The 25479-nt window shown below is 64.8% G+C and carries 22 protein-coding genes and 1 riboswitch; of the genes, 15 read left to right on the top strand and 7 right to left on the bottom strand.

Features of this window, described 5'->3' with window-relative positions; translation table 11 throughout:
* Positions 1-21 precede the first annotated feature (21 nt).
* The 3 genes from gyrB to dnaA all read right to left on the bottom strand — a co-directional run bounded on the left by gyrB (position 22) and on the right by dnaA (position 5455).
* Entirely contained in the window at positions 22-2637 is a 2616-nt protein-coding gene (gyrB, locus tag EXV95_RS16255; RefSeq protein WP_176887621.1) for a DNA topoisomerase (ATP-hydrolyzing) subunit B, read from the bottom strand.
* Between the two features lie 144 nt (positions 2638-2781).
* The gene (gene dnaN, locus EXV95_RS16250) at positions 2782-3900 is read right to left on the bottom strand and encodes a DNA polymerase III subunit beta (protein WP_055401227.1); all 1119 of its coding nucleotides are present in this window, start codon (positions 3898-3900) and stop codon (positions 2782-2784) included.
* 130 nt (positions 3901-4030) lie between these two features.
* Positions 4031-5455 (bottom strand): chromosomal replication initiator protein DnaA, encoded by a 1425-nt coding sequence (gene dnaA / locus EXV95_RS16245; protein WP_121508082.1) that lies wholly within the window; start codon positions 5453-5455, stop codon positions 4031-4033.
* Positions 5456-5886: 431 nt separating this feature from the next.
* On the opposite strand from dnaA, the gene rpmH reads away from it, so the two are divergent.
* From rpmH to EXV95_RS16210, 7 genes are all read left to right on the top strand, one after another.
* Positions 5887-6021, top strand: coding sequence for a 50S ribosomal protein L34 (gene rpmH, locus EXV95_RS16240; RefSeq protein WP_005798102.1), 135 nt, complete (start codon positions 5887-5889; stop codon positions 6019-6021).
* A 73-nt stretch (positions 6022-6094) separates the two neighbouring features.
* Positions 6095-6610 carry a ribonuclease P protein component gene (locus EXV95_RS16235; protein ID WP_055401229.1) on the top strand — a complete coding sequence of 172 codons (516 nt, stop codon included), beginning with the start codon at positions 6095-6097 and terminating at the stop codon, positions 6608-6610.
* Positions 6607-6900: a membrane protein insertion efficiency factor YidD gene (yidD, locus tag EXV95_RS16230; protein ID WP_176889075.1), complete on the top strand. Its 294-nt coding sequence runs from the start codon at positions 6607-6609 to the stop codon at positions 6898-6900. Before EXV95_RS16235 ends, yidD begins: the two co-directional genes overlap by 4 nt.
* Positions 6897-8606 carry a membrane protein insertase YidC gene (gene yidC, locus EXV95_RS16225; protein WP_121421705.1) on the top strand — a complete coding sequence of 570 codons (1710 nt, stop codon included), beginning with the start codon at positions 6897-6899 and terminating at the stop codon, positions 8604-8606. The genes yidD and yidC overlap by 4 nt, the downstream gene beginning before the upstream one ends.
* 147 nt (positions 8607-8753) lie before the next feature.
* Positions 8754-10178, top strand: a complete 1425-nt coding sequence (mnmE, locus tag EXV95_RS16220) for a tRNA uridine-5-carboxymethylaminomethyl(34) synthesis GTPase MnmE (RefSeq protein ID WP_176887620.1) — start codon at positions 8754-8756, stop codon at positions 10176-10178.
* Positions 10179-10321: 143 nt separating this feature from the next.
* Positions 10322-10813: a Crp/Fnr family transcriptional regulator gene (locus EXV95_RS16215; protein ID WP_055401233.1), complete on the top strand. Its 492-nt coding sequence runs from the start codon at positions 10322-10324 to the stop codon at positions 10811-10813.
* A gap of 110 nt (positions 10814-10923) precedes the next feature.
* Positions 10924-11841 (top strand): hypothetical protein, encoded by a 918-nt coding sequence (locus EXV95_RS16210; RefSeq protein ID WP_176887619.1) that lies wholly within the window; start codon positions 10924-10926, stop codon positions 11839-11841.
* 40 nt (positions 11842-11881) lie between these two features.
* Here EXV95_RS16210 and EXV95_RS16205 read toward each other — a convergent pair whose 3' ends face one another.
* Entirely contained in the window at positions 11882-12436 is a 555-nt protein-coding gene (locus EXV95_RS16205) for an adenine phosphoribosyltransferase (protein ID WP_121421703.1), read from the bottom strand.
* Between the two features lie 194 nt (positions 12437-12630).
* Between EXV95_RS16205 and EXV95_RS16200 the strand changes: the two genes are divergently transcribed.
* On the top strand, positions 12631-15684 hold the full coding sequence (locus tag EXV95_RS16200) for an EAL domain-containing protein (RefSeq protein WP_176887618.1): 3054 nt from the start codon (positions 12631-12633) through the stop codon (positions 15682-15684).
* Between the two features lie 219 nt (positions 15685-15903).
* On the opposite strand, the gene EXV95_RS16195 is transcribed toward EXV95_RS16200, so the two are convergent.
* Positions 15904-17889 (bottom strand): monovalent cation:proton antiporter family protein, encoded by a 1986-nt coding sequence (locus EXV95_RS16195; RefSeq protein WP_055401241.1) that lies wholly within the window; start codon positions 17887-17889, stop codon positions 15904-15906.
* Between the two features lie 125 nt (positions 17890-18014).
* On the opposite strand from EXV95_RS16195, the gene EXV95_RS16190 reads away from it, so the two are divergent.
* From EXV95_RS16190 to EXV95_RS16175, 4 genes are all read left to right on the top strand, one after another.
* Entirely contained in the window at positions 18015-19016 is a 1002-nt protein-coding gene (locus tag EXV95_RS16190; protein ID WP_176887617.1) for an SIS domain-containing protein, read from the top strand.
* Positions 19017-19136: 120 nt separating this feature from the next.
* A complete protein-coding gene (locus EXV95_RS16185; RefSeq protein WP_176887616.1) occupies positions 19137-19700 on the top strand; it encodes an HAD family hydrolase in 564 nt (187 codons plus the stop codon).
* A 67-nt stretch (positions 19701-19767) separates the two neighbouring features.
* Positions 19768-20391 carry an LPS export ABC transporter periplasmic protein LptC gene (lptC, locus tag EXV95_RS16180; protein ID WP_121421699.1) on the top strand — a complete coding sequence of 208 codons (624 nt, stop codon included), beginning with the start codon at positions 19768-19770 and terminating at the stop codon, positions 20389-20391.
* 27 nt (positions 20392-20418) lie between these two features.
* Complete coding sequence (locus EXV95_RS16175) at positions 20419-21198, top strand: SDR family oxidoreductase (RefSeq protein ID WP_176887615.1); 780 nt, start codon at positions 20419-20421, stop codon at positions 21196-21198.
* A 132-nt stretch (positions 21199-21330) separates the two neighbouring features.
* On the opposite strand, the gene EXV95_RS16170 is transcribed toward EXV95_RS16175, so the two are convergent.
* Positions 21331-21867, bottom strand: coding sequence for an RNA-binding protein (locus EXV95_RS16170; RefSeq protein ID WP_121508090.1), 537 nt, complete (start codon positions 21865-21867; stop codon positions 21331-21333).
* Positions 21868-22139: 272 nt separating this feature from the next.
* Positions 22140-22532 (bottom strand): RNA-binding protein, encoded by a 393-nt coding sequence (locus tag EXV95_RS16165; RefSeq protein ID WP_100408622.1) that lies wholly within the window; start codon positions 22530-22532, stop codon positions 22140-22142.
* 333 nt (positions 22533-22865) lie between these two features.
* A riboswitch (yybP-ykoY riboswitch) is annotated at positions 22866-23051 on the top strand.
* 16 nt (positions 23052-23067) lie between these two features.
* Here EXV95_RS16165 and EXV95_RS16160 point away from each other — a divergent pair.
* The 3 genes from EXV95_RS16160 to metW all read left to right on the top strand — a co-directional run bounded on the left by EXV95_RS16160 (position 23068) and on the right by metW (position 25478).
* Positions 23068-23634 (top strand): TMEM165/GDT1 family protein, encoded by a 567-nt coding sequence (locus EXV95_RS16160; RefSeq protein ID WP_121421696.1) that lies wholly within the window; start codon positions 23068-23070, stop codon positions 23632-23634.
* A 132-nt stretch (positions 23635-23766) separates the two neighbouring features.
* Positions 23767-24897 (top strand): homoserine O-acetyltransferase, encoded by a 1131-nt coding sequence (locus tag EXV95_RS16155; RefSeq protein ID WP_142149827.1) that lies wholly within the window; start codon positions 23767-23769, stop codon positions 24895-24897.
* Positions 24894-25478, top strand: coding sequence for a methionine biosynthesis protein MetW (metW, locus tag EXV95_RS16150; protein ID WP_108498592.1), 585 nt, complete (start codon positions 24894-24896; stop codon positions 25476-25478). The genes EXV95_RS16155 and metW overlap by 4 nt, the downstream gene beginning before the upstream one ends.
* The last annotated feature ends 1 nt before the right edge of the window (position 25479 follow it).

Raw genomic sequence — 25479 nt, 5'->3', positions numbered from 1 at the left:
GCTCAAGGGGATACCGCAATATCAAACGTCGATATTCCCCGCCCGCAGCGCATTTGTCTCAATGAAGTCCCGGCGCGGCTCCACCTCATCGCCCATCAGCATCGTGAACACGCGGTCCGCCTCGATCGCATCGTCGATCTGCACGCGCAGCAGGCGGCGCACGTTGGGGTCCATCGTGGTTTCCCACAGCTGCTCGGGGTTCATCTCGCCCAGGCCCTTGTAGCGCTGGCGGGATGTGCTGCGTTCGGCTTCGCTGATCAGCCACTTCATGGCCTGGCGGAAGTCGCCGACCTTTTCTTCCTTCTGCTTTTCGCCTTCGCCGCGCAGGGCCTTGGCGCCCTCGCCCAGCAGGCCGCGGAAGGTCTCAGCGGCTTCGGCCAGGGCGGCGTAGTCGGCGCCGTGCACGAAGTCTTGCGTGATGACGCTGCTCTTGATGTTGCCGTGGTGGCGGCGGCTGATGCGCAGCAGGGGTTTGTCGGTGCGCACGTCGAATTCGCCAGCCACTTCGGCGGGGGCGCCGGTGGTGTTCAGTTCGCGCAGCTTGGCCTGCAGGGCCACGGCGCTGGCTTCAGCGTCGGCCACGGTGTCGAGCTTCAAGCTCACGCCGTCGGCAATGGCGCGCAGGGCTTCGGCGTCCATGAAGTTGCCGAGGCGGGCGATGACGCTTTCAGCGATCTGGTGCTTGCGCGCCAGTTCGGCCAGGGTGTCGCCAGTTAGCGTTTGCGGGTTGGCGCCGCCGGTGGTCACGCTGGCGTGGTTGAGCGCAATGCGCAGCAGGAAGCCATCGAGCGCGGGGGCGTCCTTCAGGTACAGCTCTTCCTTGCCGGCCTTGACCTTGTACAGCGGTGGCTGGGCAATGTAGATGTGGCCGCGCTCCACCAGCTCGGGCATCTGGCGGTAGAAGAAGGTGAGCAGCAGGGTGCGGATGTGGGCGCCGTCCACGTCGGCGTCGGTCATGATGATGATGCGGTGGTAGCGCAGCTTGGCGACATCAAAGTCGTCGCCACCCGTCGTGCCACCGGCCTTGCCGATGCCGGTGCCCAGGGCCGTGATCAGCGTGAGGATTTCGTTGCTGGTCAGCAGCTTTTCGTAGCGGGCCTTTTCCACGTTCAGGATCTTGCCGCGCAGGGGCAGGATGGCCTGGAACTTGCGGTCGCGGCCTTGCTTGGCAGAGCCTCCGGCGGAGTCACCCTCGACGATGTAGATTTCGCACAGGGCGGGGTCTTTTTCCTGGCAGTCGGCCAGCTTGCCGGGCAGGCCCATGCCGTCGAGCACGCCCTTGCGGCGGGTCATTTCGCGAGCCTTGCGGGCGGCTTCGCGGGCGCGGGCGGCTTCCACGATCTTGCCGCAGATGATCTTGGCGTCGGCGGGGCGCTCTTGCAGGTAGTCGGTCAGCAGCTTGCCCACGATGTCTTCGACGGGGGCGCGCACTTCGCTCGACACCAGCTTGTCCTTGGTCTGGCTGCTGAACTTGGGTTCGGGCACCTTCACGCTCAACACGCAGCACAGGCCTTCGCGCATGTCGTCGCCGGTCACTTCGACCTTGGCCTTCTTGGCGAACTCGTTTTCTTCGATGTACTTGTTGATGACGCGGGTCATCGCGGCGCGCAGGCCGGTGAGGTGGGTGCCGCCGTCACGCTGGGGGATGTTGTTGGTAAAGCAGAGCACTTGTTCGCTGTAGGCGCTGTTCCACTGCATGGCCACTTCCACGCCAATGTGCGTGCCGGGGATGCCGCCATACGTCTCGGCCGGGCGTTCACCGGCTGCGTAGAACGAGGTGGGGTGCAGGACGGTCTTGCCCTTGTTAATGAACTCCACAAAGCCGCGTACTCCGCCGGCGCCCGAGAAGTCGTCTTCTTTGCCGCTGCGCTCGTCTTTGAGGCGAATGCGCACGCCGTTGTTCAAGAACGAGAGTTCGCGCAGGCGCTTGGCCAGGATCTCGTAGTGGAAGTCGTTGTTCTCTTTGAAGATCTCGGTGTCGGGCAGAAAGTGCACTTCGGTGCCGCGCTTGTCGGTGTCACCCAGCACCTGCATGGGCGAAACCTCCACGCCGTCCACCGTCTGCACGATGCGGTTTTGCACAAAGCCCTTGCTGAACTCCAGCGCGTGCACCTTGCCTTCGCGGCGCACGGTCAGGCGAAGCATCTTGCTGAGTGCGTTCACGCAGCTCACGCCCACGCCGTGCAGGCCGCCCGAGACCTTGTAGCTGTTCTGGTTGAACTTGCCGCCCGCGTGCAGTTCGGTCAGTGCGATCTCGGCGGCCGAGCGCTTGGGCTCGTGCTTGTCGTCCATCTTCACGCCGGTCGGAATACCCCGGCCGTTGTCAGTGACGCTGATGGAGTTGTCGGAATGGATGGTGACGACGATGTCGTCGCAGTGGCCGGCCAGGGCTTCGTCGATGGAGTTGTCGACCACCTCGAACACCAGGTGGTGCAGGCCGGTGCCGTCGCTGGTATCGCCGATGTACATGCCGGGGCGCTTGCGCACGGCCTCCAGGCCTTCGAGGATGGTGATGGCGCCTTCGCCGTAGCTTTCGCTGGCCCCGGCTTGGTTGGTGTCGATCTTGGCGAGGGTGGGCTCAACATGGCCGGAGACGCCGGTGTCTTCGGGCTCGGAGGGGATGTTGTCAACGGTCATGGTGGGCCTTGGGATCCGTGGAAACCGGGGTTTCCAATGTGTCAATATGGGTCAAATTGGGCTCTGGCGCTTATCCAATAAGCGCTAGCAGCTATCAAAACGGTAGTGGTCGTGGTCAGGCTGTGCAGCAGGGCGGGGGCCGCCTCAAATGCGCATTGGCATGACCACGTACTTGAAGCTGTCGTTCTCGGGGATGGTCAGCAGCGCAGAGCTGTTGCCGTCCGAAAGCTCCACCTTCACCATGTCCTGGCCCATGTTGGCCAGGGCGTCGATGAGGTAGGTCACGTTGAAGCCGATCTCGATGGTGTCGCCACCGTAGTCGATGTCGAGCTCATCCACGGCCTCTTCCTGCTCGGCGTTGTTCGACGCCACACGCAGGGTGCCGGGCTCCAGGTTCAGGCGCACCCCCTTGAACTTGTCGCTGGTCATGATGGCCGTGCGCTGCAGGCTGGCCAGCAGCGGGGCGCGGCCCAGGGTGATGCTGTTCTTGTGGTTCTTGGGGATCACGCGGTTGTAGTCGGGGAACTTGCCCTCGACCAGCTTGGTGACGAACTCCATGCCGCCAAAGGTGAACTTGGCCTGGTTGTTGGCGAACTGCATCTCGATGTGGGGCTGGTTCTCGCCGCCCGCATCGCTGAGCAAACGCTGCAACTCGATCACGGTCTTGCGCGGCAGGATGACTTCCTGCTTGGGCACTTCCACATCCAGCGTGGCGCTGGCAAAAGCCAGGCGGTGGCCGTCGGTGGCCACCAGGGACAGTTGCTTGCCCTCAGCCACGAACAGGATGCCGTTGAGGTAGTAGCGGATGTCCTGCACCGCCATGGCAAACGACACCTGACCGAGCAGATCTTTCAGCGTCTTTTGCGGCACGGCGAACACGGGGCCGAAGGCGGCAGACTCTTGCACCAGCGGGAAGTCTTCGGCTGGCAGGCTTTGCAGCGTGAAGCGGCTCTTGCCGCCTTTCAGGATGAGCTTGGACTGGGCCGATTCGAGGCTCACGGTCTGGTCGCCGGGCATGGTGCGCAGGATGTCAATGAGCTTGCGCGCGCCCACGGTGGTGGTGAAGTCGCCGGTGTCGCCGCCCAGCTCGGCCGTGGTGCGGATCTGGATTTCGAGGTCGCTGGTCGTCAGCTGCAGGGCATTGCCCGTCTTGCGGATCAGCACATTGGCCAGGATGGGCAGCGTGTGGCGGCGCTCCACGATGCCAGCCACGGATTGCAGAACCGCGAGAACCTTGTCTTGTGTTGCCTTCAGGACGATCATGTCTTCAACCTCTTGTGGTTTTTGGGACGGTGCGTGGACAGCGGCACAGGTCGTGCCTCCCCCTGCTGTATAACCCGCCATTTTGCCCGTTTACCGGGCGGGTTCTTTTCGGGGTCTCTCCCACCGGTTATCAGCCTTTCAGGGTCTGTTCCAGCACATGCAACTGCTGGTTCAACTCGGTCAGCTGCTGGCGCTCGCCCGAAATCTTGCGCACGGCATGCAAAACGGTGGTGTGGTCGCGCCCACCAAACAATTCTCCGATCTCGGGAAGACTCTTTTGCGTCAGTTCCTTGGCCAGGTACATCGCAATCTGGCGCGGCCGGGCAATGCTGGCCGGGCGCTTCTTGCTGTACATGTCGGCGACTTTGATCTTGTAGTAGTCAGCCACCGTCTTCTGGATGTTTTCCACAGAAATTTGTCGGTTCTGGATCGACAGCAGATCTCTGAGGGCTTCGCGTGCCAGCTGGATCGAAATTTCCTTCTGGTTGAAGCGCGAATACGCCAGGATCTTGCGCAGCGCGCCTTCGAGCTCGCGCACGTTGGAGCGCACGTTCTTGGCCACGAAAAAGGCCACTTCTTCGGGCATCTCGGTGCCTTCGACGCGCGCCTTGTTGATCAGAATCGCCACGCGCATTTCCAGCTCGGGTGGCTCGATGGCCACCGTCAGGCCCGAATCAAAACGCGACACCAGCCGCTCGTGGATGTTGGCCAGGCCTTTCGGATACGTGTCCGACGTCATCACGATGTGAGACTTCTTGGCCAGCAAGGCTTCGAACGCGTTGAAGAATTCTTCCTGCGTGCGGTCCTTGTTGGCGAAGAACTGCACATCGTCGATCAGCAGCAGGTCGAGCGAATGGTAGCGCTCCTTGAATTCATCAAAGGTGCGGCGCTGGTAGGCCTTAACCACATCCGACACAAACTGCTCGGCATGGATGTAGAGAACTTTGGCGTCGGGCTTGTCCTGCAGCAGGCGGTTGCCAACAGCGTGCACCAGGTGGGTCTTGCCCAGACCCACGCCGCCATAGATAAACAGCGGGTTATACAGGTGGCCGGGCATGCCCGCCACGTGCATGGCGGCCGAGCGCGCCATGCGGTTGGCCGTGCCTTCCACCAGCGTCTCAAATGTGAGGCCTGCATTGAGCCGGTTGCGGAAGGCGCCCGCTGAGGCTTCATCGCTGTGGCTCGATTGCGGTTCGGACTGCGTTGCGGTGTTCGATGGTTCAGACGCTGCGGGTCGTGCGTAAGTGCGTACAACGGATTCCCGCTGAGCGAGCGCTAACTCCAGGGTGACGGGCTGGCCATACAGGCCTTCGAGCAATGCGGCGATGCGGCCCGCATACTGTGCCCGGATCCAGTCGAGCTTGAACCGGTTGCCCACCAGCACTGTGACCTTGGAGAAGTCTTCGGCCACCTGGGCGATCAGGGGTTTGATCCAGGTGTTGAACTGCTGCTCGGGCAGGTCTTGCGCCAGTTGCTCTACGCAGGCTTGCCACAGGCCCTGGCCGGCATCTGCACCGGGTGAATGTTGGGGGCTGCGGGAGGGTTCCTCGATCATTTCAGGGGGATTCTTGTTGTGGATAGGAGGAACGGGGCTGGGCGGCGGATTGTAGCTTGTCAAATAGTTATCCACAATTTGAAAACTGCGGTGGTCAGAGGTGTTGATAGTCGTTCAGGGGGCGCTGTTGTGCTGGCGTGCACCCATTGAAAACCACAGCTGTAGTTGCCGTGAACCCGCGATAAACCGCGATAAAACAAGCCGAAACGTGATCCGGAGATAGGCCTGCCAGCCAAAAGGCATTGCCAGCAGCTGGCTAGCCTGCGATAATCTCGGGTTTCCCTGAATGTGTTCAGGGTGATTTGACCCGGCGCGCCGTTATTTCTGCCCCGTGGATCTGCCGCCAAAGTCCTGTTGTACAGGGCGTGGCTGCGCAGATTGCAGGGGGTTCAAGAGCAGCAGTCCGGAACTGAACCTCAAGGAATAGCACCATGAAACGTACTTATCAGCCCTCCAAGACGCGCCGCGCGCGCACCCACGGTTTCCTCGTCCGCATGAAGACCCGCGGCGGCCGTGCCGTTATCAACGCACGCCGCGCCAAGGGCCGCAAGCGCCTGGCCGTCTAAGGCCGCTACGGTCTACGGCCTGCTCCCCGCCTGTTCCCGGCTTGTACCGCCAGGTTCCAAACGGGGCGCTTGCATGCACAGGCTGAAAACCCGTCCGCAGTTCCAGGCCACCATGGCGGGGGGCACTGTCTCCCGTACAGCGCATTTTGTGCTGCACCGTCTGGTGCTGGATGCCGAAGGTGCTGCGGCTGACCGCCAAGCCAGTGCTGCTTTACCCACAGGGCCCGGCTCCTTGCCACAACAGCAAGGGCCGCAGGCCCTGTTTGCCGTGCAGGGCGTCTGGCTGGGTGCCATGGTGCCCAAGCGCTGGGCGCGCCGCGCGGTGACGCGCAACACCATCAAGCGACAGATCTACACCGTGGGCGCCACGTTTGAAGCGCGGCTCCCGCAGGCCGCCCATGTGGTGCGTCTGCGCACGGCGTTTGACCGCAAGCAGTTCGTGAGCGCTACGTCCGACCAGCTCAAGCAGGCGGTGCGGGCAGAGCTGTTGCAGCTGTTTGGCTACGCCGCACGGCGTGCAGGTGGGGCCGGTGCTGCTTCCCCCGCGCAGCAACAAGGTGGTGTTGCAGAGCCGGTGGTGCCATGCTGATGCAGCGCCTCTTGATCGGTGTCGTCAAGGGCTACCGGCTGTTCCTGAGCCCTTGGCTGGGTTCGTCGTGCCGGTTTGAACCGACCTGCTCGGTCTATTCGCTGCAGGCGCTGGAGCAGCATGGCGCTGCGGCGGGTAGCTATCTCACGGTGCGCAGGCTGGTACGCTGCCACCCCTGGTGTGACGGGGGCCATGACCCGGTCCCGCAACAATTGCCGCGCAGCATGCGGCTTTTCTCGCGGCTTCATCCTTCCAACACCCAACCATCCTCACCAAAGAAGTCTTCATGAACGACATTCGCCGCACCATCCTGTGGGTGATTTTTGGCTTTTCCATGGTTCTGCTGTGGGACAAGTGGCAGCTGCATAACGGCAACAAGGCCACCTTTTTCCCCACCACGCCCGCCGTGACGGCACCCGCCGCTGCTGGCGCTGCGTCGGGCGCGACCGGGGCTGCCAGCGTGCCTTCCACGAGTGCACCCGTGGCCGCTGCAGCGACGGGGGCCTCCGCCGTGCCGGGCCAGCCAGCGGCTGCTGCGGCAGCACCTGCCCCCCGCGAGCGCATCGAGGTCAAGACCGACCTGTATCGCCTGGTGTTTGACAGCGAAGGCGGCTCGCTCACGCATGCCGAGCTGCTCAAGCACGCCGACATGGCCGACAAGGCCCGCAATTTCCTGTTGCTGGACGAAAGCGCCCAGCGCGTTTATGTGGCGCAAACCGGCCTGATCGGTGGCACGTTCCCCACCCACAAGACTGCCATGACCGTGGTGCCCGGCCCGCGTGAACTCAAGGACGGTGAAGATGAAATCAGCGTCCGCTTCGAATCGCCTGCACAGGGCGGCGTGAAGCTGGTCAAGACCTGGACCATCAAGCGTGGCGCCTATGACATCGCTGTCAAGCACGACATCGTCAATACGGGCAGCGCGGCGGTGTCGCCCCAGCTGTACCTGCAATTGGTGCGCGATGGCAACAAGCCTCCCGGAGAGTCGTCGTTCTACTCCACCTTCACCGGCCCGGCCGTCTACACCGACGCCAAGAAGTACCAGAAGATCGAGTTCAAGGACATCGACAACGGCAAGATCGACATCCCCAAGGACTCGCCCAACGGCTACGTGGCCATGGTGCAGCATTACTTCGCCACAGCATGGCTGCTGGCCGACGGTGTGCAGCGCGAGCCCTTCACCCGCAAGGTGGACACCAACCTGTACTCAGTGGGTATGCTGACCTCGCTGGGCGCCATCGAGCCCGGTGCCACCAAGACCATCGATGCGCGCCTGTTCGCTGGCCCGCAGGTCGAAACGATGATGGAAAAGCTGTACCCCGGCCTGGAACTGGTCAAGGACTATGGCTGGCTCACCATCCTGTCCAAGCCGCTGTACTGGCTGCTGGACCAGCTGCACAAGCTGCTGAACAACTGGGGCTGGTCCATCGTCGCCCTGGTGCTGTTGCTTAAGATCGCGTTCTACTGGCTCAACGCCAAGGCCTACGCCAGCATGGCCAAGATGAAGGCCATCAACCCCAAGATCATGGAGATGCGCGAGCGCCTGAAGGACAAGCCGCAGCAGATGCAGCAGGAGATGATGCGCATCTACCGCGAGGAGAAGGTCAACCCGATGGGCGGCTGCTTCCCTATCATGATCCAGATCCCTGTGTTCATTGCGCTGTACTGGGTGCTGCTGTCCAGCGTGGAAATGCGCAACGCGCCCTGGATCGGCTGGATCCACGACCTGTCCACGCCTGACCCGTTCTTCATCCTGCCTTTGCTGATGACGGCCAGCTCGCTGCTGCAGACCGCCCTGAACCCCGCGCCGCCAGACCCGATGCAGGCCAAGATGATGTGGTTCATGCCGCTGATCTTCAGCGTAATGTTCTTCTTCTTCCCGGCCGGCCTGGTGCTGTACTGGCTGACCAACAACATCCTGTCGATTGCGCAGCAGTGGCTCATCAACACCCGCATGGGCGTGCCACCGCAGTTCAACCTGCCAAAATTTAAGTAACCCCCTGAGCGGCTGCGCCGCTTCCCCCTTTCTCTCGCGCTGCGCGCGGGAAGGGGGACGACACCAGCGCGGCGGGGCGGCCCTTGCGCGGTGTCTCGCGCTTGGGCCGCGCCAGTTTTTGGCGCTCTCTTCCCAAAATCGCCGCACATGCTTGCCCGCCACCAAGACCCCATCGTTGCCATTGCCACCGCCCCGGGGCGTGGGGCCGTCGGCATCGTGCGCGTGTCAGGGCGCGGGTTGGATGCGCTGGTGCAGGCGGTTTGCGGGCGCACCCTCAAGCCCCGCGAGGCCACCTACCTGCCCTTTCGCGATGCGCAGGGCCAGGCCATCGACCAGGGGCTGGCGCTGTACTTTCCCGGCCCGCACAGCTACACCGGCGAAGACGTACTGGAGCTGCAGGCCCACGGCGGCCCCGTGGTGCTGCAACTGCTGCTGGCACGCTGCCTGGAGGCGGCTGCCGCCACCGACCCCGCTACCGGCCAGCCCAATCTGCGCGGCTTGCGCGTCGCCCAGCCGGGCGAGTTCACCGAACGAGCCTTCCTGAACGACAAGATCGACCTGGCCCAGGCCGAGGCGATTGCCGACCTGATCGACGCCAGCACCGAGGCGGCTGCCCGCAGCGCCAGCCGCTCGCTGACCGGGGCTTTTTCGGCCGAGATCCATGGCCTGCGTGATGCCCTCATCCACCTGCGCATGCTGGTGGAGGCCACGCTGGACTTCCCTGAGGAAGAAATTGACTTCCTGCGCAAGGCAGATGCGCATGGACAGCTATCGAATTTGGAGCAAACATTGGCCTCGGTGATGCAGCGGGCGCGCCAGGGTGCGCTGCTGCGCGAGGGCATCAAGGTGGTGATCGCAGGCCAGCCCAATGCCGGTAAAAGCTCGTTGCTCAACGCGCTGGCGGGAGCCGAACTGGCCATCGTCACCCCCATTGCAGGCACCACCCGCGACAAGGTGCAGCAGACCATCCAGATCGAAGGTGTGCCCCTGCACATCATCGACACCGCCGGCCTGCGCGACAGCGAGGACGAGGTGGAGCGCATCGGCATCGCCCGCGCCTGGGACGAGATTGCCGGGGCCGACGCGGTGCTGTTCCTGCATGACCTGGAGCGTGCGGATGCTCCTGAATACATAGCTGGTGACGCCGATATAGCAAGCGCCATGGCCCAAAAAATGCCCAAGAGCATTCCCGTGATTGACGTCTGGAACAAGCTCGACCGGGCGCCAGGGGCGGTTGCTGCGGCGGGTGAAAACGCCCGGCCTGGCGTGCACCTGTCTGCCAGGACGGGCGAGGGGCTGGATGGTCTGCGGCGCCTGCTTCTGGAAGTAGCCGGCTGGCAGTCTGCGCCGGAAGGCCTCTACATTGCCCGCGCCCGGCATGTGGAGGCACTGCAGGCCGTGGGGGCTCACCTGCAGGAGGCGGCCGACCAGCTGCAGGCTCAGGGGCCGGCGCTGGACCTGTTGGCCGAAGAGCTGCGCCTGGCCCAGAACGCTCTCAGCGCCATCACCGGCGAGTTCAGCTCGGACGACCTGCTGGGCGTCATTTTTTCCAGTTTTTGTATTGGCAAATAGGCCCGCAGAAGGGCGGCTGTTCGTGCAGTTTGAACGGGCTGGCCTCCGACCAGTGCGCACAGGCCGCCGCCTGTCGCTTATGTTGTAAATGGACGTAAACAGCGCTTGTGCGCAATCTGTAACAAGGGTACTTTCGGCAAACCATGAATGTTCCCACGCCTGTTGTTTCCAAGGTAGACCTGCAAGGTCTGATCGATGCCATCGCACAGGCCAGTGCCGACGACAGCATGACCAACCCGCTGACCCAGGCGCAGTGGGACATCCTCTCGTCTTACCTTCTGCCCGTGGTCATGCCCGCCGGACAGGTGTTGTTCACGCAGGGCGCTACAGACCGCACCTTGTACCTGGTGGAAAGCGGCAGCCTGAGCGTGCACTACCAGGACGAAAAAGAGCGCTTGCGACTGGCCATCGTCGGGGCAGGCTCCGTGGTGGGCGAAGGTGCGTTTTTCTCGCACCGCTCCCGCAGCGCCACCGTGCAGGCCAGCGCGCCCTGCAAGCTGTGGAGCCTGACCGCCATCCGCTTCACCGAACTTTCCATCCGCCAGCCTGCCATTGCGCTGGGTCTGGTGATGGCCGCTGGTGCGGTACTGGCCAAGCGGCTGGGCAATCGGCGCCGCCGCGTTGCGGCCACCTGACAGACCACCGATGTGGTGGTGGCCTGCTGGCTTTTGCGGGGCAAGAATGGGTGTACAGCAAGTTACACTCAATTTGGATTTTTCTGGCGCCGTCCCGTAGAAAGCAAGCCATGTCTCTGTTCAGTTGGTTTAGCCGCAAACCTGCTACCCCCAAGCCCCGGCCCATGGCCGAACCGTCTGGCCTGTTGAATGCCGATGCCACGGTACCGCTCACGCCAGGCCGCCAGGGCAAACCGCTGGTGGAGCCCCTGCCCCCAGAGCACGCTGCTAACCGCAAGAACGAACGCATGGAGCGCCGCGAGCTGCTTTACACGGTGGTCCGCGACGCGATGGTGCGGGCCGGTGTGCTGTCGGCCAGCTACAAGTTCAAGGTGTTGTCGCTGGACCAGCGTGGGCGCCAGTTTCTGGTCATGATGGACCTGGCGCGTGAATACGGTGGAGAAACTGTGCGCCTGTCCGAAATCGAGGCGCTGATTGCCCAGACGGCCAAAACCCGCTACGACATCCTGGTAACCGCCGTGTACTGGCGCATCAATGACCATGTGGCAGTGGGTATCCCCCAGAAGGGGGTTGCGCCCCAGGGGGCTTCCCTGCAGGCAGCGCCACCGCTGGCCCGGCGGCCGGTTCCGGTGGCTTCAGCACCTGCTCCGGTGGTGGTCACCCCGGCCCGCCCGGTGGCGCCCGTGCCGACAGCCGCCGCCACGGCCCCCGCGCCGCTGCGCCCTCCCCTGGCTGCTCCGGCGGTTGCGCCTGCTGCAGCGCCCACTGCGCCCGCCGCCGCACCACGCCCAGCACCACGGTACGAACCCATCGAGGCGGACGAAGTGGCGGCGTTCAAGCGCGCCCTGGCCTCGGCGGCAGGCACCACCGCCGCAGTGCCGCTGGCAGCGGCCAAGCCCGGTGTGCCTGTGCGTTCGGGGCCTTTGCTGCCACCTTCGCAGCCCACGGGGTTTGAAGACACCGAAATGCCCGGGTCCGATGGCCCCGCGCCGGACCTGAGCAGCACCCAATACGGCGAGCTGAACTGACCCTGCGGGCCGCAGCTCGTCGGACTCTGGGCGGCCGTGATCAGTGGCCCTCGAAGTCCACCAGCGTGTACAGCGGCAGGCCGGATTCGCGCAGCCGTTTGGAGCCTCCCAGCTCGGGCAGGTCCACGATGGCGGCGCCCTCGGTCACCGTCGCGCCCAGTTTCTCCAGCAGCTTGCGGCCCGCCATCATCGTGCCGCCCGTGGCAATGAGGTCATCGATCAGCAGCACGCGGTCGCCCGCTTTTACGGCGTCGGTGTGCAGCTCCACCGTGGCGCTGCCGTATTCAAGTTCATAGGTTTCCTCCACCGTGGTGAAGGGCAGCTTGCCCTTCTTGCGGATGGGCACAAAACCCACGTTGAGTTCATAGGCCACCACGGCACCCAGGATGAAGCCGCGTGCATCTAGCCCGGCCACCACATCCGGGCGCAGCGCCTTGTCCATGTAGCGGTGCACAAAGGCGTCGATCAGCACGCGGAACACCTTGGGGTCCTGCAGCAGCGGGGTGATGTCCCGAAACTGCACACCGGGCGCGGGCCAGTCGGGTACGGTGCGGATGTGCTGGCGGAGGTATTCGTTGACGCTGAGTGGCTGCATGGGGTCGAGGGGGTAAAGAAAGGCTGCACGCGCAAACGTGCGGAGGCCAAAGGCCGTTGTGGGGCAAAGTGTATCCAGCCGGGGGCGGGTGCCCTGGAGGTGTGCCCGGAGCGCTGCCAGCCCCCATAATGTTTCCGTGCTGTTACACCCTTGGTAACGCCCCCCGTTGGACCACTCCACAACGCTGATCGGCCATGCCCATCTCCATCCTGCTGATCGAAAGCGATCACCACCACGCGCAGGCGGTGGTGGATGCGCTCGCAGACCCCTGGTCCGGCTGGCGGGTGGATGTGGCTCAGTCGCTGGCGCAGGCCCGGGACCACCTGGGGCACAGCAGGCCGGACATTGTGCTGGCGGCGCAGCGCAGCGTCGATGGCTCGGCCTTTGACCTGCTGCGGCTGCTCGATGGCGTCCCGGCCATGATCATCGTGCGCAAGGGCGCCGAGACCCATGCGGCCCAGGCCCTGCGCCACGGCTTTGATGACTATGCTGTGCAGGACCCTGCGCTGGACTACCTGCTGACTCTGCCCGCGCAGATCGATGCGGTGCTGGAGCGCAGTTCCAGCGCCCGTGCCCGGCTGGTGGCAGAGGCCATGCTGACGCGCCAGCACCGGTTGTTGCAGGCGATATCGCTCGCGCAGGCCATGTTCATCGCCAGTTCGGGCCCGCGCGCCGCGTTCGAGGCCCTGCTCAAGGAGCTGATGTCGCTCACGCAAAGTGCCTTTGGCCTGGTCGGCCAGGTGCAACGTGCCGCCGATGGGCACCCCTACCTGCGGGTGCACGCGATGACGGACATCACTTGGGACGAGGCCTCCCATGCCCTCTATGCCCAGCACGCAGAAGAAGGCATGGTGTTCGACAACCTGCAGTCCCTGGTGGGCGCGGCGCTGGTGTCGGGCGAGCCGGTGCTCACCAACGATGCAGGCCACGACACGCGCAGCGCGGGCACGCCCCCGGGTCATCCCCCGCTGCACACCTATCTGGGGCTGCCCATCCATGCGGCGGGCGAACTGGTGGCCATGGTGGGCCTGGCCAATCGGCCCGAGGGGTATTCGGCGGCAGACGTGCAGTTTCTCCAGCCCCTGCTCAACACCGTGGGCCAGCTGGAAATGGCCCGCCGAGCCGAGCTGGCGCGCAGCGCGGTTGAGGTGGAACTCGCGCGCACCAGCGCGTTGCTGGCGGAGAAGACGCGCGCCCTCGAAGGCACGCTGGCCAGCGTGTCGCAAGGCATTACCAACGTGGATGCGGAGGGACGTATCCGGGTCTACAACCGGCGCTATCTGGAGCTGCTCGACCTGCCCGAATCCCTGCTGGCCGCCCAGCCCAAAGTCGAGGACGTGGTGCGGTTTCAGACCGAACGGGGCGATTTCGGCACCGGGTTTGAGCTGATAGAACCCACGGCGCGCAACTATGTGGCGTCGGAATATGCGGCCCACGGTGGCAAGCTCACCATGCCGGACACCTATGTGCGGCGCACCCACAACGGCCGCTACATCGAAGTGCGCACCCGTGCTCTGGAGCTGGGGGGCCGCGTGCGCACCTTCACGGACGTGACCGACTACCTGAGCACCCTGGAGGCCTTGCGCCTGAGCGAATCGCGCTGGCGCAGTCTCACCCACCTGTCCTCCGACTGGTACTGGGAGCAGGACGCGCAATTCCGCTTTGTGCGCCTGGACGGCAGCCCCTACAACGATGCCGGCGTGCCCGACGAGATGCACTACGGGCGCACGCGCTGGGAGCTGCCCAATACCTTTGTGAGCGAGGGCCAATGGCGGGAGCACCGCAGGCAACTGGAGGCGCACGAGGTGTTCCACGACTTTGAAATGCAGCGCCTGACCGAAGACGGAAAGCCCGTGTGGGTCTCCATCAGCGGGGAGCCCATCTTTGATGGTGCGGGCCAGTTCACGGGCTACCGGGGCGTGGCGCGCGACATCACCGAACGCAAGCTGGCCGAGGCCGAGATCCAGCGCCTGGCCTTCTATGACGAACTCACAGGCCTGCCCAACAGGCGACTGCTCATGGACCGGCTGGACCGTGCGGCCAACGCGTGCGCGCGGGAGCGCTGCCACGGGGCCTTGCTGTTCCTGGACCTCGACAACTTCAAGGCCGTCAACGACACCATGGGCCACGAGTGGGGCGACCGGCTGCTGGTGCAGGTAGGCGGGCGCATCGGCGCCTGCGTGCGCGCCACCGACACGGTGGCGCGTTTGGGTGGCGACGAGTTCGTGGTGGTGCTGCAGGGCCTCCACGCCGAGGTGGACGTTGCGGCCGCCGAAGCCGAGGCCGTGGCGCAAAAGGTGCTGGCGGCGCTGAACGAGCCCTACGTGGTGCAAAACAGCGAAGTGCACAGCACGCCCAGCATCGGCATTGCCCTTTTTCGCGGTGTGCAGCTGCCCGTGCAGGAGCTGCTCCAGCGCGCCGATCTGGCCATGTACCAGGCCAAGGCGCAGGGCCGCAACACGCTGTGTTTCTTTGACCCTGCCATGCAGGCGGCGGCGTCTGCGAGGTCGGCTCTGGAAGGCGACATGCGGCAGGGCATTCTGCGCAACGAGTTTCTGCTGCACTACCAGCCGGTGGTGGACGAGGCCGGCAAGGTGCTGGGGGCGGAGGCGCTGGTGCGGTGGAACCACCCGCAGCGCGGCATGGTGCCCCCCGGCGACTTCATCCCCCTGGCAGAGCAGACCGGACTGATCCTGGCGCTAGGGCGCCAGGTGCTGACCATGGCCTGCCGCCAACTGGCGCTCTGGGCAACAGCGCCGCACACTGCGGACTGGACCGTGGCCGTGAACGTGAGCGCCCAGGAGTTTCGCCAACCCGACTTTGCCGACGAAGTGCTCAGCGTGCTGCGCGATTGTGGGGCGGACCCGGCCCACCTCAAGCTTGAGCTCACGGAAAGCCTGCTGCTGCATGACGTGGAAGACAGCATCCTCAAGATGCAGGCGCTGCGCACGCTGGGCGTGGGCTTCTCGCTGGACGACTTTGGCACGGGCTATTCGAGCCTGAGCTACCTCAAGCGCCTGCCACTGGACCAGCTCAAGATCGACCAGAGCTTTGTGCGCGACGTGCTCACCGACCCCAACGACGCCACCATCGCCTGCACCATCATCACCCTGGCCCACAGCCTGGGCCTGGACGTGGTGGCCGAAGGGGTGGAAACCGAAGGGCAGCGCGCGTTCCTGTTGCGCAACGGTTGCCAGCAGTTCCAGGGCTACCTGTTCGGGCGGCCCGGGCCCGCCGAGCTTTTGTAATTTGCTATTAGATGTGTAGCTATTGAAGCTTGATAGATAAGCGCTAGAGCCATATTTAATTCAAATTTTGGCGCCAGCCTCAGCCACTGGCACGCACTAGGCGAAAGATGCCAAGCAAGGGCCGCCCCGCAGCGAGGGCATCGTCCCCCTTCCCGGAGCGCGTAGCGCGCAGAGAGAAGGGGGAAGGCACGCAGTGCCTCAGGGGGATGTACCCTGCCTTTACCCCCGCAGCAACTTGTCCTCCGCCAGCGCCAGCGCCGCCGGGTGCCCTGAGAGCACCAGCGTGTCGCCTTCGGCCAGCTGTGCGTCGTCCTCCGCTGCGCTGATGTGGCCGTTGCCACGCCGCAGGTTCACCACCCGCACGCCCATGGCGGGCAGAGCCAGCTGGCCCAGGCTGCGGCCCAGGGCTGTGGAGCCGGGGGGCAGGTTGATGGTGGACAGGCGCTCTTGGTCGCGCTCGTTGGCCGTGTCGTCGTCGGCGCCGTGGAAGTAGCCGCGCAGCAGGTTGTAGCGCGCATCGCGCTGGTCCTGCACCAGGCGCAGCACGCGGCGCATGGGCACGCCCACCAGGGCCAGCGCGTGGCTGGCGAGCATGAGCGAGCCTTCGATGGCCTCGGGCACGACCTCGGTGGCGCCCGCCTCTTGCAGCTTGTCCAGGTGCAGGTCGTCCTGCGTGCGCACCACCACGGGCACCTGCGGCGCGTGCGAGCGCGCGTTGGCCAGCACCTTCAGGGCGGCTGGCACGTCGATGTAGGTGATCGCCACCGCGCTGGCACGCACCAGGCCAGCGGCCATCAGCGCCTGCAGGCGGGTGGCGTCGCCATACACCACCGAATCACCAGCAGCGGCGGCCTGGCGCACACGGTCCGGGTCCAGGTCCAGTGCCATGTAGGGGATGCCTTCATGCTCCAGCATGCGCGCCAGGTTTTGTCCGCAGCGGCCGTAGCCGCAGATGATCACGTGTTTGCTGGTGTTGATGGATTTGCGCGCGATGGACGTCATCTGCAGCGACTGCTGCAGCCAGTCGCTGGCCACCAGCTTCATCACGATGCGGTTGCTGTACATGATGAGGAAGGGCGTGGCCAGCATCGACAGCACCATGGCCGCCAGGATGGGATTCATCAGCGCGGGCTGCACCAGCCCGTTGGCCTGCGTGAGCGACAGCAGCACAAATCCGAACTCCCCCGCCTGGGCCAGGTAGAGCCCGGTGCGCAGGGCCACGCCCGTGGTGGCCCCCATGCTGCGGGCCAGCACCAGGATGATCCCCAGCTTGACCACCAGCGGCACCGTCAGCAGGGCCAGCACCAGCGCCCAGCGGTCCACCAGGATGTGCCAGTCCAGCATCATGCCGATTGTGATGAAAAACAGGCCCAGCAGCACGTCGTGAAACGGGCGGATGTCCGTGCCCACCTGGTGCTTGTACTCTGTCTCGGACACCAGCACGCCCGCGATGAAGGCGCCCAGCGCCAGGCTCAGCCCCGCCAGTTCGGTCAGCCAGGCCAGGCCCAGCGTGATCAGCAGCAGGTTGAGCATGAACAGCTCCTCGCTCTTGCGCCGCGCCACCAGCGTAAGCCACCAGCGCATGAACCGCTGCCCGCCCGTGAGCAGAATGCCCACCAGCACCGTGGCCTTGACCAGCGCCCACGCCAGCGCGGTCAGCAGCTGGTCGGACGAGGAACTCAGCGCGGGGATCAACACCAGCAGCGGCACCACGGCCAAGTCCTGGAACAGCAAAATGCCCATCACGCGGCGGCCATGCTCGCTTTCGAGCTCAGCCCGCTCGGCCATGAGCTTGACCACAATGGCCGTGCTGCTCATCGCCATCACGCCCGAGAGCGCCAGCGCCGTCTGCCAGCCCATATCCCACACGCCGCCCACCCAGCGGGAGAGCACCAGTGCCGCGCCGGTGACCACCACCATCGTCAGCACCACCTGCATCAGCCCCAGGCCGAACACCTGTCGCCGCATGGCGCGCAGCTTGGGCAGGCTGAACTCCAGCCCGATGGCGAACATCAGGAACACCACGCCAAACTCGCCCAGGTGCCGCACCCCTTCCGAGTTCTGCGTCAGCGCCAGCGCATGGGGGCCGATGAGCACCCCCGCAGCCAGGTAGCCGAGCATGGGTGGCAGCTTCAGGCTGCGGCAGACCACAACACCCAGCACTGCGGCCAACAGGTAAAGCAAGGTGAGGGCGAGTGAGGACATGGTTCGATGCTATCCGAGCCTTCCTGCGGCCCTCGGTGTTTTCTGCCCGAAGCAGGGTCCATGCCAGAGCCAGGGCAAAAAATCTGCCACCCGCGCAGGCATGCCCGGTCGATAGAATCCACCGGATGACCCCTGTCCCCGCCACGCTGCCCCCTTTTGACGCCGAACAGGCCCTGCGCCTGGCCCGCGAGACCTTTGACATTGAGGCGGCGGCGCTGACCGGGCTGGCGGCCCGCGTCGATGGCGTGTTTGCCGAGGCCGTGTTGATGGTGCTGCAGGCCCGTGGCCGTGTGGTGGTGATGGGCATGGGCAAAAGCGGCCACGTGGGCCGCAAGATTGCAGCCACGCTGGCATCTACGGGCACGCCGGCGTTTTTTGTGCACCCGGCCGAGGCCAGCCACGGCGATCTGGGCATGGTCACGGGGGACGACCTGGTCCTGGCGATCTCCAACAGCGGCGAAAGTGGCGAACTGACGGCCATCCTGCCCGTGCTCAAGCGCCTGGGCGCCCCGTTGATCGCGATGACCGGCGGGCTGCAGTCCACGCTCGCCCGCCATGCCGACCTGGTGCTCGACTGCAGCGTGGAGCGCGAGGCCTGCCCCCTGAACCTGGCCCCCACCGCCAGCACCACTGCCCAGCTGGCCATGGGCGACGCGCTGGCCGTGGCCCTGCTCGACGCCCGGGGCTTCCGCCCTGAAGACTTTGCCCGTTCGCACCCTGGCGGTGCGTTGGGGCGCAAGCTGCTCACCCATGTGAGCGATGTCATGCGCACCGGCAGCGAGGTGCCGCGAGTGGCGCCCGATGCCTCGTTCAGCGACCTCATGCGCGAAATGAGTGCCAAGGGCCTGGGCGCCTCGGCCATCGTGGATGCCGCCGGCCAGGTGCTGGGCATCTTCACCGACGGCGACCTGCGCCGCCGCATCGAGGCGGGGGCCGACCTGCGCACAGCCACGGCGGGTCAGGTCATGCACCCCCACCCGCGCCGCATTACCCCGGATGCCCTTGCGGTGGACGCCGCCGAAATGATGGAGGCGCATGCCATCACCAGCGTGCTGGTGGTGGATGCGGGAGGGGTGCTCACGGGGGTGGTGCACATCGGCGACCTGATGCGAGCCAAAGTCATATGACCTCACTTCAAATGACCCCCCTGAGTCGCTGCGCGCCTTCCCCCTTAGGGGACGCACCCGGTGGCCCGGCGAAGCCGGTTCCACGGGTGCACTGGTCTTGGCTGTGCCCGTTCGATCTGCATGCCCCTTATTGAAATGACCCTGCCCGTGCTGCAATTTCCCCCCGAGCTGCTGCTGCGCGCCCAAGGCGTGCGCATTGCCTTCTTCGATGTCGATGGCGTGCTGACCGATGGCGGCCTGTTTTTCAGCGAATCGGGCGAAACGCTCAAGCGCTTCAATACGCTGGATGGGCATGGGCTCAAGCTGCTGCAAAAGGCAGGCATCACGCCTGCGGTCATCACGGGCCGCGACTCCGCGCCGCTGCGCGTGCGCCTGAAGGCGCTGGGGGTCGAACACGCGGTGTTCGGCACCGAAGACAAACGCCCCGCCGCTGAACAGATGCTGGCCACGCTGGGGCTGGACTGGTCCCAGGCTGCTGCGATGGGTGACGACTGGCCCGACCTGCCGGTGATGCGCCGCAGTGCTTTTGCGTGCGCCCCGGCCAACGCCCAGGCCGAAGTGCGCCACGCCGCCCATTTTGTGACGCAGGCCCGGGGCGGCGATGGTGCCGCGCGCGAACTGTGTGATCTGCTGCTGGTGGCCTCGGGCCGCTATGCCGCACTGCTGGCGGAGTACACCGCATGAACCGGGGTTTTCTGCGCTCTTTCCCCACCTGCCAGGTTGTCGTGCCGGGCCCGGAGGCAACACCGTGATGCGCAACTGGGTCCGCCAGGGCTGGGAACAGTTCTCGCTCTATCTGCCCGTCGTGCTCATGGGGCTGCTGGCGCTGGGCACCTGGTGGCTGGTGCGCAACGCGCCCATGCCCCTGCTGCCTGCCATCGAGCGCCAACAAGGCAACCAGCCCGACTATTTCATGAAGTCGTTCTCGGTAAAAAGCTTTGACGCGAGCGGGCGCCTGCAAAGCGAAGTGCAGGGCGAAGAAGCGCGGCACTACCCCGACTCCGACACGCTGGAGATCGACAAAGCGCGCATGCGCTCGGTGACGCCGCAGGGCCGCCTCACCGTGGCCACGGCAGACCGCGCCCTGACCAATGCCGATGGCTCGGAGGTGCAGCTGTTTGGAAATGCCATCGTCACGCGCGAGCCCCTGCCCGCCAAGCCTGGGTCACCCGCTCAGCCTCGGCTGGAGTTCCGCAGCGAATTTCTGCACGCCTACACCAACACCGAACGCGTGCGTTCCGACAAGCCCGTCACGCTCACCCGCGGCAACGACCGTTTCACGGCCGACGGCATGGACTACGACAACCTCGACCAGGTGCTGCAGCTGCGCGGACGTGTGCGTGGCGTGCTCCAGCCCGGCGCGGCCAAACCCTAGTACGCGTTGCCCACGTACGGAACCTGCATGACCACTCCCCTTGTCTTCATCACCGGCGCGTCCAGCGGCATCGGCCAGGCCCTGGCCCTGCGCTTTCACCGGTCGGGCTACCGCCTGGCCCTGGTGGCGCGCCGCACCTCTGAGGTCAAAACATGGGCTAGCGCTCAAGGAATAAGCGCTGACAGCTATGAAATTTATACTGCAGATGTAGCCGTGACCGACAGCATCGTCGCTGCGGGCCGCGACTGCATCGCACGCCAAGGGGTGCCTGACGTGGTCATTGCCAATGCGGGCATCAGTGTGGGCATGGACACGGCAGTGCGCGACGACATCGACGTGATGGCACGCACCTTTGCCACCAACAACATCGGCGTGGCGGCCACCTTCCATCCCTTTGCGGACGCGATGGCGCAGCGTGGCAGCGGCACGCTGGTGGGCATCGGCAGCGTGGCAGGCATCCGTGGCCTGCCCGGGCATGGTGCGTATTGCGCCAGCAAGGCGGCCGTCATCAGCTACTGCGAGAGCCTGCGCGGGGAGATGCGCCCCCACGGAGTGCGTGTGGTCACCATTTCTCCGGGCTACATCGACACGCCGCTCACCCGCCAGAACCGCTACAGCATGCCGTTTCTGATGCAGGCCGATGATTTTGCGGACCGTGCCTTCCGGGCCATCACGGCCGGTGCCAGCTACCGGGTCATCCCCTGGCAAATGGGGGTGGTTGCCAAGTTGCTGCGCATGGTGCCGAACGTGCTGTTCGACAAGCTGCTGGCCGGGCGCCCGCGCAAGCGGCGGCAGAGCGAGCAGTAGCTCCTAGGTCTACCCGAGGTGGTTTTTGACCGCCGGTTCGGGACGGTCCTGGCTGCGATAGAAGCAAGGCGTGGCGGTCGTGCATGAAAAAAGCCCCCGAGGGGGCTTTCAGAGAAACGTCACTGGCCTGCTTCAGTAGCCGTTGCCACCACCGCCACCATAGCCACCACCACCGCCGTTGCGGCCACCGCCACCACCGCCGTTGCGGGAGCCAGAACCGTAGGGGCTGCGGAATCCGCCTTCGCTGCGGCCACCGCCACCACCGCCGCCGTAACCGCCGCCACCCTCGCGGCCGCCGCCATAGCCACCACCGCCGCCGCCTTCACGGCCACCGCCGTAACCGCCACCACCACTGCGACCACCGCCGCCGCCGTAGCCGCCACCACCGCCGCCAAATCCGCCACTGCGGGGTGGGCGGGGCTCCATGGGGCGTGCTTCGTTCACGACGATGCTGCGGCCACCCAGGGGCTGGCCATTCATGCCATTGATGGCGGCCTGGGCTTCCGCGTCACTGCCCATTTCCACGAAACCAAAGCCCTTGGAGCGGCCTGTGTCGCGCTCCATCATGACCTTGGCGCTGGTCACTGCGCCGAATTGGCCAAAGGCCTGTTCCAGATCGCTGTCGCGCACCGAGTACGGCAGGTTGCCGACGTACAGTTTGTTGCCCATTGAGGGACTCCTCAAAAACACATGGAAAAAGCGATGGAGTCCCGAAAACGCAGCCAGCTAATCTCAATGACGCTCTCAGCGCGAAACTGACGGATCACCGCAAACTTTAAGCGGGGGAAACCCCGCTGGCTCATTATGCGCCACACTTTTGCGGAAAAAGCAAGCGGCAATGCCGACTGTGGTGGCGATGCCGCGCAGGCATGAAAAAAGGAGCCCTGGGGCTCCTTTGCTTTGCCTTTGGCAGACCGCAAAGGTCTGCCAGCAAGGTCTTTTTAGTAGCTGCTACGGCCACCGCCGTAACCACCACCACCGCCGCCGCCGCTACGGCCACCGCCGTAACCGCCGCCGCCACCACCGCCGTAGCCGCCGCCACCACCGTTGCCGCCGCCGAAGCCACCGCTACGGGGAGCGCGGGGCTCCATGGGACGGGCTTCGTTGACCACGAGGTCACGGCCGCCGAAATTGGTGCCATGCACGCCTTGGATGGCGGCTTGGGCTTCAGCATCGCTGCCCATTTCGACAAAGCCGAAACCCTTGGAGCGGCCGGTGTCGCGCTCCATCATGACCTTGGCGCTGCCGACCGAGCCGTACTGGCTGAAGGTCTGTTGCAGATCTTCGTCGCGGAAAGAGTAGGGCAGGTTGCCCACGTAAAGTTTGTTGCCCATGAAGGACTCCTGAAAAAACACAAAAACGCGATGGAGTCCGACGCAATCAACAAACCTGTGACGACTTCAAAGACGCGAAACTGACCATTCACCGCTAAGCTAACTGCTTTCCTGCAAGCAGAAAAGCGAACCCATTATTAATCACTTTATGAGGCGTGTGGGGTTTATTTCTGGATCAAGCCATCCATCCTGCACAAATTTGTGGGTATTTTGGAGCGTGCAACGGCGGTTTTCAGGGGAAACCCGCAGGGTCTGAACGGCCATACGGACCTGGCCTGTCGCCACCTTTCGGCAACCACCCGCCTGTTCTCCCTGTCGGAAGCAGGGTAAAATCCGCGAGTCTTTGGGGAGTAGCCCGCCCGGCCGCGCAATGCGCCGGGGGCATGCGTCAACACACTTGGGTTCTTCGAAACCTATGGCGTATGCGGCTTTTGAGCTGGGCGAGACCATTGACTGCAAACCGATCCACATGGCCGGAGTCGGGGTGCAGTCAATGCGTTTTCCACCCATCCGGCCGGATAGGACCCCCTCCCCCATGGAAGCCTTCTTCATTTCTACCGCCATCGTCGCGCTCGCCGAGATGGGCGACAAGACGCAGCTGCTCGCGCTCGTGCTGGCCGCACGTTTTCGCAAACCCTGGCCGATCGTGCTTGGCATTCTGGTGGCGACCCTGGTGAACCACGGCCTGGCCGGGGCTTTGGGTGCCTGGGTGACCACGTTCCTCGGCCCCCAGGTACTGCGCTGGATCCTGGGTGCGTCGTTCATCGCCATGGCGGTTTGGATGCTGATCCCCGACAAGCTGGACGAAGGCGAAGCCGACGGATCGCCGCGCTGGGGTGTGTTTGGCACCACCGTGGTCGCATTCTTCCTGGCCGAGATGGGCGACAAGACCCAGATCGCCACCGTCATGCTGGCCGCGCAGTACAACGCCTACCTGTGGGTGGTGGCGGGCACCACGCTCGGCATGATGATCGCCAACGCGCCGGTGGTATGGCTGGGCGAGCGCATCACTCGCCGCGTGCCCATTCGCGCCGTCCATGTGGTCTCGGCGGTGATTTTTCTGGTGCTGGGGCTGGTGGCGATCTTCACACCCGCCGGGTGAGCAGCAGCGGCCGTTTTGGTATATTTGCCAGACGCGCCGATTTGCCACAGCTTGCGGGCGCTTTATAAATCCTGCTAAAGACCCGTCCGACACATCCGCCCGGCCTCGTTTTTAGCGACGCCGGGTTTTTTTATGTCGTTTTTTGCCACGCCCCAGTCCATGCATTTTCCGGAGGTGCTCCCGCTGCAAAGCGGTGCGTCCATCCGCGACTACCACCTGGCCTACGAGACCTATGGCACGCTCAATGCCGACCGCTCGAACGCCGTGCTCGTGTGCCACGCCCTCAATGCCTCGCACCATGTGGCGGGCGTCTATGCCGGGCAGGACAAGAGCGAGGGCTGGTGGGACAACATGATCGGCCCCGGCAAGCCCGTGGACACCGACCGATTCTTCGTGATCGGCGTGAACAACCTGGGCTCCTGCTTTGGCTCCACCGGCCCCATGCACAACCATCCCGATACGGGCGAGGTCTATGGCGCGGACTTCCCCGTGGTCACGGTGGAAGACTGGGTCAATGCCCAGGCCCGCCTGCTCGACCGCCTGGGCATCCAGCAACTGGCGGCTGTGCTGGGTGGCAGCCTGGGCGGCATGCAGGCATTGAGCTGGACGCTGCAGTACCCCGAACGCATGCGCCACGCGGTGGTCGTGGCCAGCGCGCCCAACCTCACAGCCGAGAACATCGCCTTCAACGAAGTGGCCCGCCGCGCCATCGTGACCGACCCGGACTTCCACGGCGGCCACTTTTACCGCCACGGCGTGATCCCCAAGCGTGGCCTGCGCATCGCCCGCATGATCGGCCACATCACTTACCTGAGCGACGATGTGATGAACGAGAAATTCGGCCGCCAGCTGCGAGAAGGCCTGGAGCTCAAATACAGCACGCAAGACATCGAGTTCCAGATCGAGAGCTACTTGCGCTACCAGGGCGACAAGTTCAGCGACTACTTCGACGCCAACACCTATCTGCTGATCACCCGCGCGCTGGACTACTTCGACCCCGCGCGCACCCACGCCGGCAACCTCACGCGCGCCCTGGCCCGGGCGCAGGCCAGGTTCCTGCTCGTGAGTTTCACCACCGACTGGCGTTTTTCCCCCAAGCGCAGCCGCGAGATCGTGAAGGCCCTGCTCGATAACCGCCGCAGCGTGAGCTACGCCGAGATCGACGCGCCCCACGGGCACGATGCCTTTTTGCTCGATGACGCCCGGTACATGGGCGTCATGCGCTCTTATTTTGATAGCATTGCCAAGGAGTTGCAACCATGACCGAAAAAGCGGCGATGCAAGCCTTGGCGCGCCTGGTGCCCCCCGGCTCGCGCGTGCTCGACCTGGGCTGTGGCAACGGCGCCATGCTCGACTACCTGCAGCGCGAGCGCGGCTGCAGCGGCTATGGCGTGGAGATCGACGACGCCAACGTGCTGGCCTGCGTGCAGCGCGGGGTGGATGTGATCCAGCTCAACCTCGACGAGGGGCTGGCCATGTTCGACGACAACAGCTTTGACGTGGTGCTGCAGATCGACACGCTGCAGCACCTGCGCAATGCCGAAACCATGCTGCGCGAGACGGCGCGTGTGGGGCGCACCGGCGTGGTGGCCTTCCCCAACTTTGCGCACTGGCCCAACCGCCTGTCCATCTTGCGCGGACGCATGCCCGTGACGCGGCGCCTGCCCTACCAGTGGTACGACACGCCCAACATCCGCGTGGGTACCTACAAAGACTTCGAAGTGCTGGCCACCAAGAACAGCCTGCGCATCCTCGACTCCTTCGGGCTGCAGGACGGGCAAGAGGTGCGCTGGCTGCCTAATGCACGCGCGGGCACGGCCGTTTTTCACTTCGAACACGCGTAGG

The organism is Acidovorax sp. JMULE5 (genome assembly GCF_013376875.1).
Taxonomy (GTDB): Bacteria; Pseudomonadota; Gammaproteobacteria; order Burkholderiales; family Burkholderiaceae_C; genus Acidovorax; species Acidovorax facilis.
This window is presented reverse-complemented; position numbering and strand designations above follow the sequence as displayed.

What these genes read in the sequence shown, in the direction of transcription:
- EXV95_RS16190 (WP_176887617.1), top strand. Translation starts at nt 18,015, where the DNA reads ATGACCCCTGTCCCCGCCACGCTGCCCCCTTTTGACGCCGAACAGGCC.
- EXV95_RS16165 (WP_100408622.1), bottom strand. Translation starts at nt 22,532, where the DNA reads ATGGGCAACAAACTTTACGTGGGCAACCTGCCCTACTCTTTCCGCGAC.
- EXV95_RS16175 (WP_176887615.1), top strand. Translation starts at nt 20,419, where the DNA reads ATGACCACTCCCCTTGTCTTCATCACCGGCGCGTCCAGCGGCATCGGC.
- mnmE (WP_176887620.1), top strand. Translation starts at nt 8,754, where the DNA reads ATGCTTGCCCGCCACCAAGACCCCATCGTTGCCATTGCCACCGCCCCG.
- lptC (WP_121421699.1), top strand. Translation starts at nt 19,768, where the DNA reads ATGCGCAACTGGGTCCGCCAGGGCTGGGAACAGTTCTCGCTCTATCTG.
- rpmH (WP_005798102.1), top strand. Translation starts at nt 5,887, where the DNA reads ATGAAACGTACTTATCAGCCCTCCAAGACGCGCCGCGCGCGCACCCAC.
- yidC (WP_121421705.1), top strand. Translation starts at nt 6,897, where the DNA reads ATGAACGACATTCGCCGCACCATCCTGTGGGTGATTTTTGGCTTTTCC.
- EXV95_RS16185 (WP_176887616.1), top strand. Translation starts at nt 19,137, where the DNA reads ATGCCCCTTATTGAAATGACCCTGCCCGTGCTGCAATTTCCCCCCGAG.
- EXV95_RS16200 (WP_176887618.1), top strand. Translation starts at nt 12,631, where the DNA reads ATGCCCATCTCCATCCTGCTGATCGAAAGCGATCACCACCACGCGCAG.
- dnaA (WP_121508082.1), bottom strand. Translation starts at nt 5,455, where the DNA reads ATGATCGAGGAACCCTCCCGCAGCCCCCAACATTCACCCGGTGCAGAT.
- metW (WP_108498592.1), top strand. Translation starts at nt 24,894, where the DNA reads ATGACCGAAAAAGCGGCGATGCAAGCCTTGGCGCGCCTGGTGCCCCCC.
- EXV95_RS16210 (WP_176887619.1), top strand. Translation starts at nt 10,924, where the DNA reads ATGTCTCTGTTCAGTTGGTTTAGCCGCAAACCTGCTACCCCCAAGCCC.
- EXV95_RS16195 (WP_055401241.1), bottom strand. Translation starts at nt 17,889, where the DNA reads ATGTCCTCACTCGCCCTCACCTTGCTTTACCTGTTGGCCGCAGTGCTG.
- EXV95_RS16205 (WP_121421703.1), bottom strand. Translation starts at nt 12,436, where the DNA reads ATGCAGCCACTCAGCGTCAACGAATACCTCCGCCAGCACATCCGCACC.
- EXV95_RS16170 (WP_121508090.1), bottom strand. Translation starts at nt 21,867, where the DNA reads ATGGGCAACAAACTGTACGTCGGCAACCTGCCGTACTCGGTGCGCGAC.
- EXV95_RS16160 (WP_121421696.1), top strand. Translation starts at nt 23,068, where the DNA reads ATGGAAGCCTTCTTCATTTCTACCGCCATCGTCGCGCTCGCCGAGATG.
- dnaN (WP_055401227.1), bottom strand. Translation starts at nt 3,900, where the DNA reads ATGATCGTCCTGAAGGCAACACAAGACAAGGTTCTCGCGGTTCTGCAA.
- gyrB (WP_176887621.1), bottom strand. Translation starts at nt 2,637, where the DNA reads ATGACCGTTGACAACATCCCCTCCGAGCCCGAAGACACCGGCGTCTCC.
- EXV95_RS16235 (WP_055401229.1), top strand. Translation starts at nt 6,095, where the DNA reads ATGCACAGGCTGAAAACCCGTCCGCAGTTCCAGGCCACCATGGCGGGG.
- EXV95_RS16155 (WP_142149827.1), top strand. Translation starts at nt 23,767, where the DNA reads ATGTCGTTTTTTGCCACGCCCCAGTCCATGCATTTTCCGGAGGTGCTC.
- EXV95_RS16215 (WP_055401233.1), top strand. Translation starts at nt 10,322, where the DNA reads ATGAATGTTCCCACGCCTGTTGTTTCCAAGGTAGACCTGCAAGGTCTG.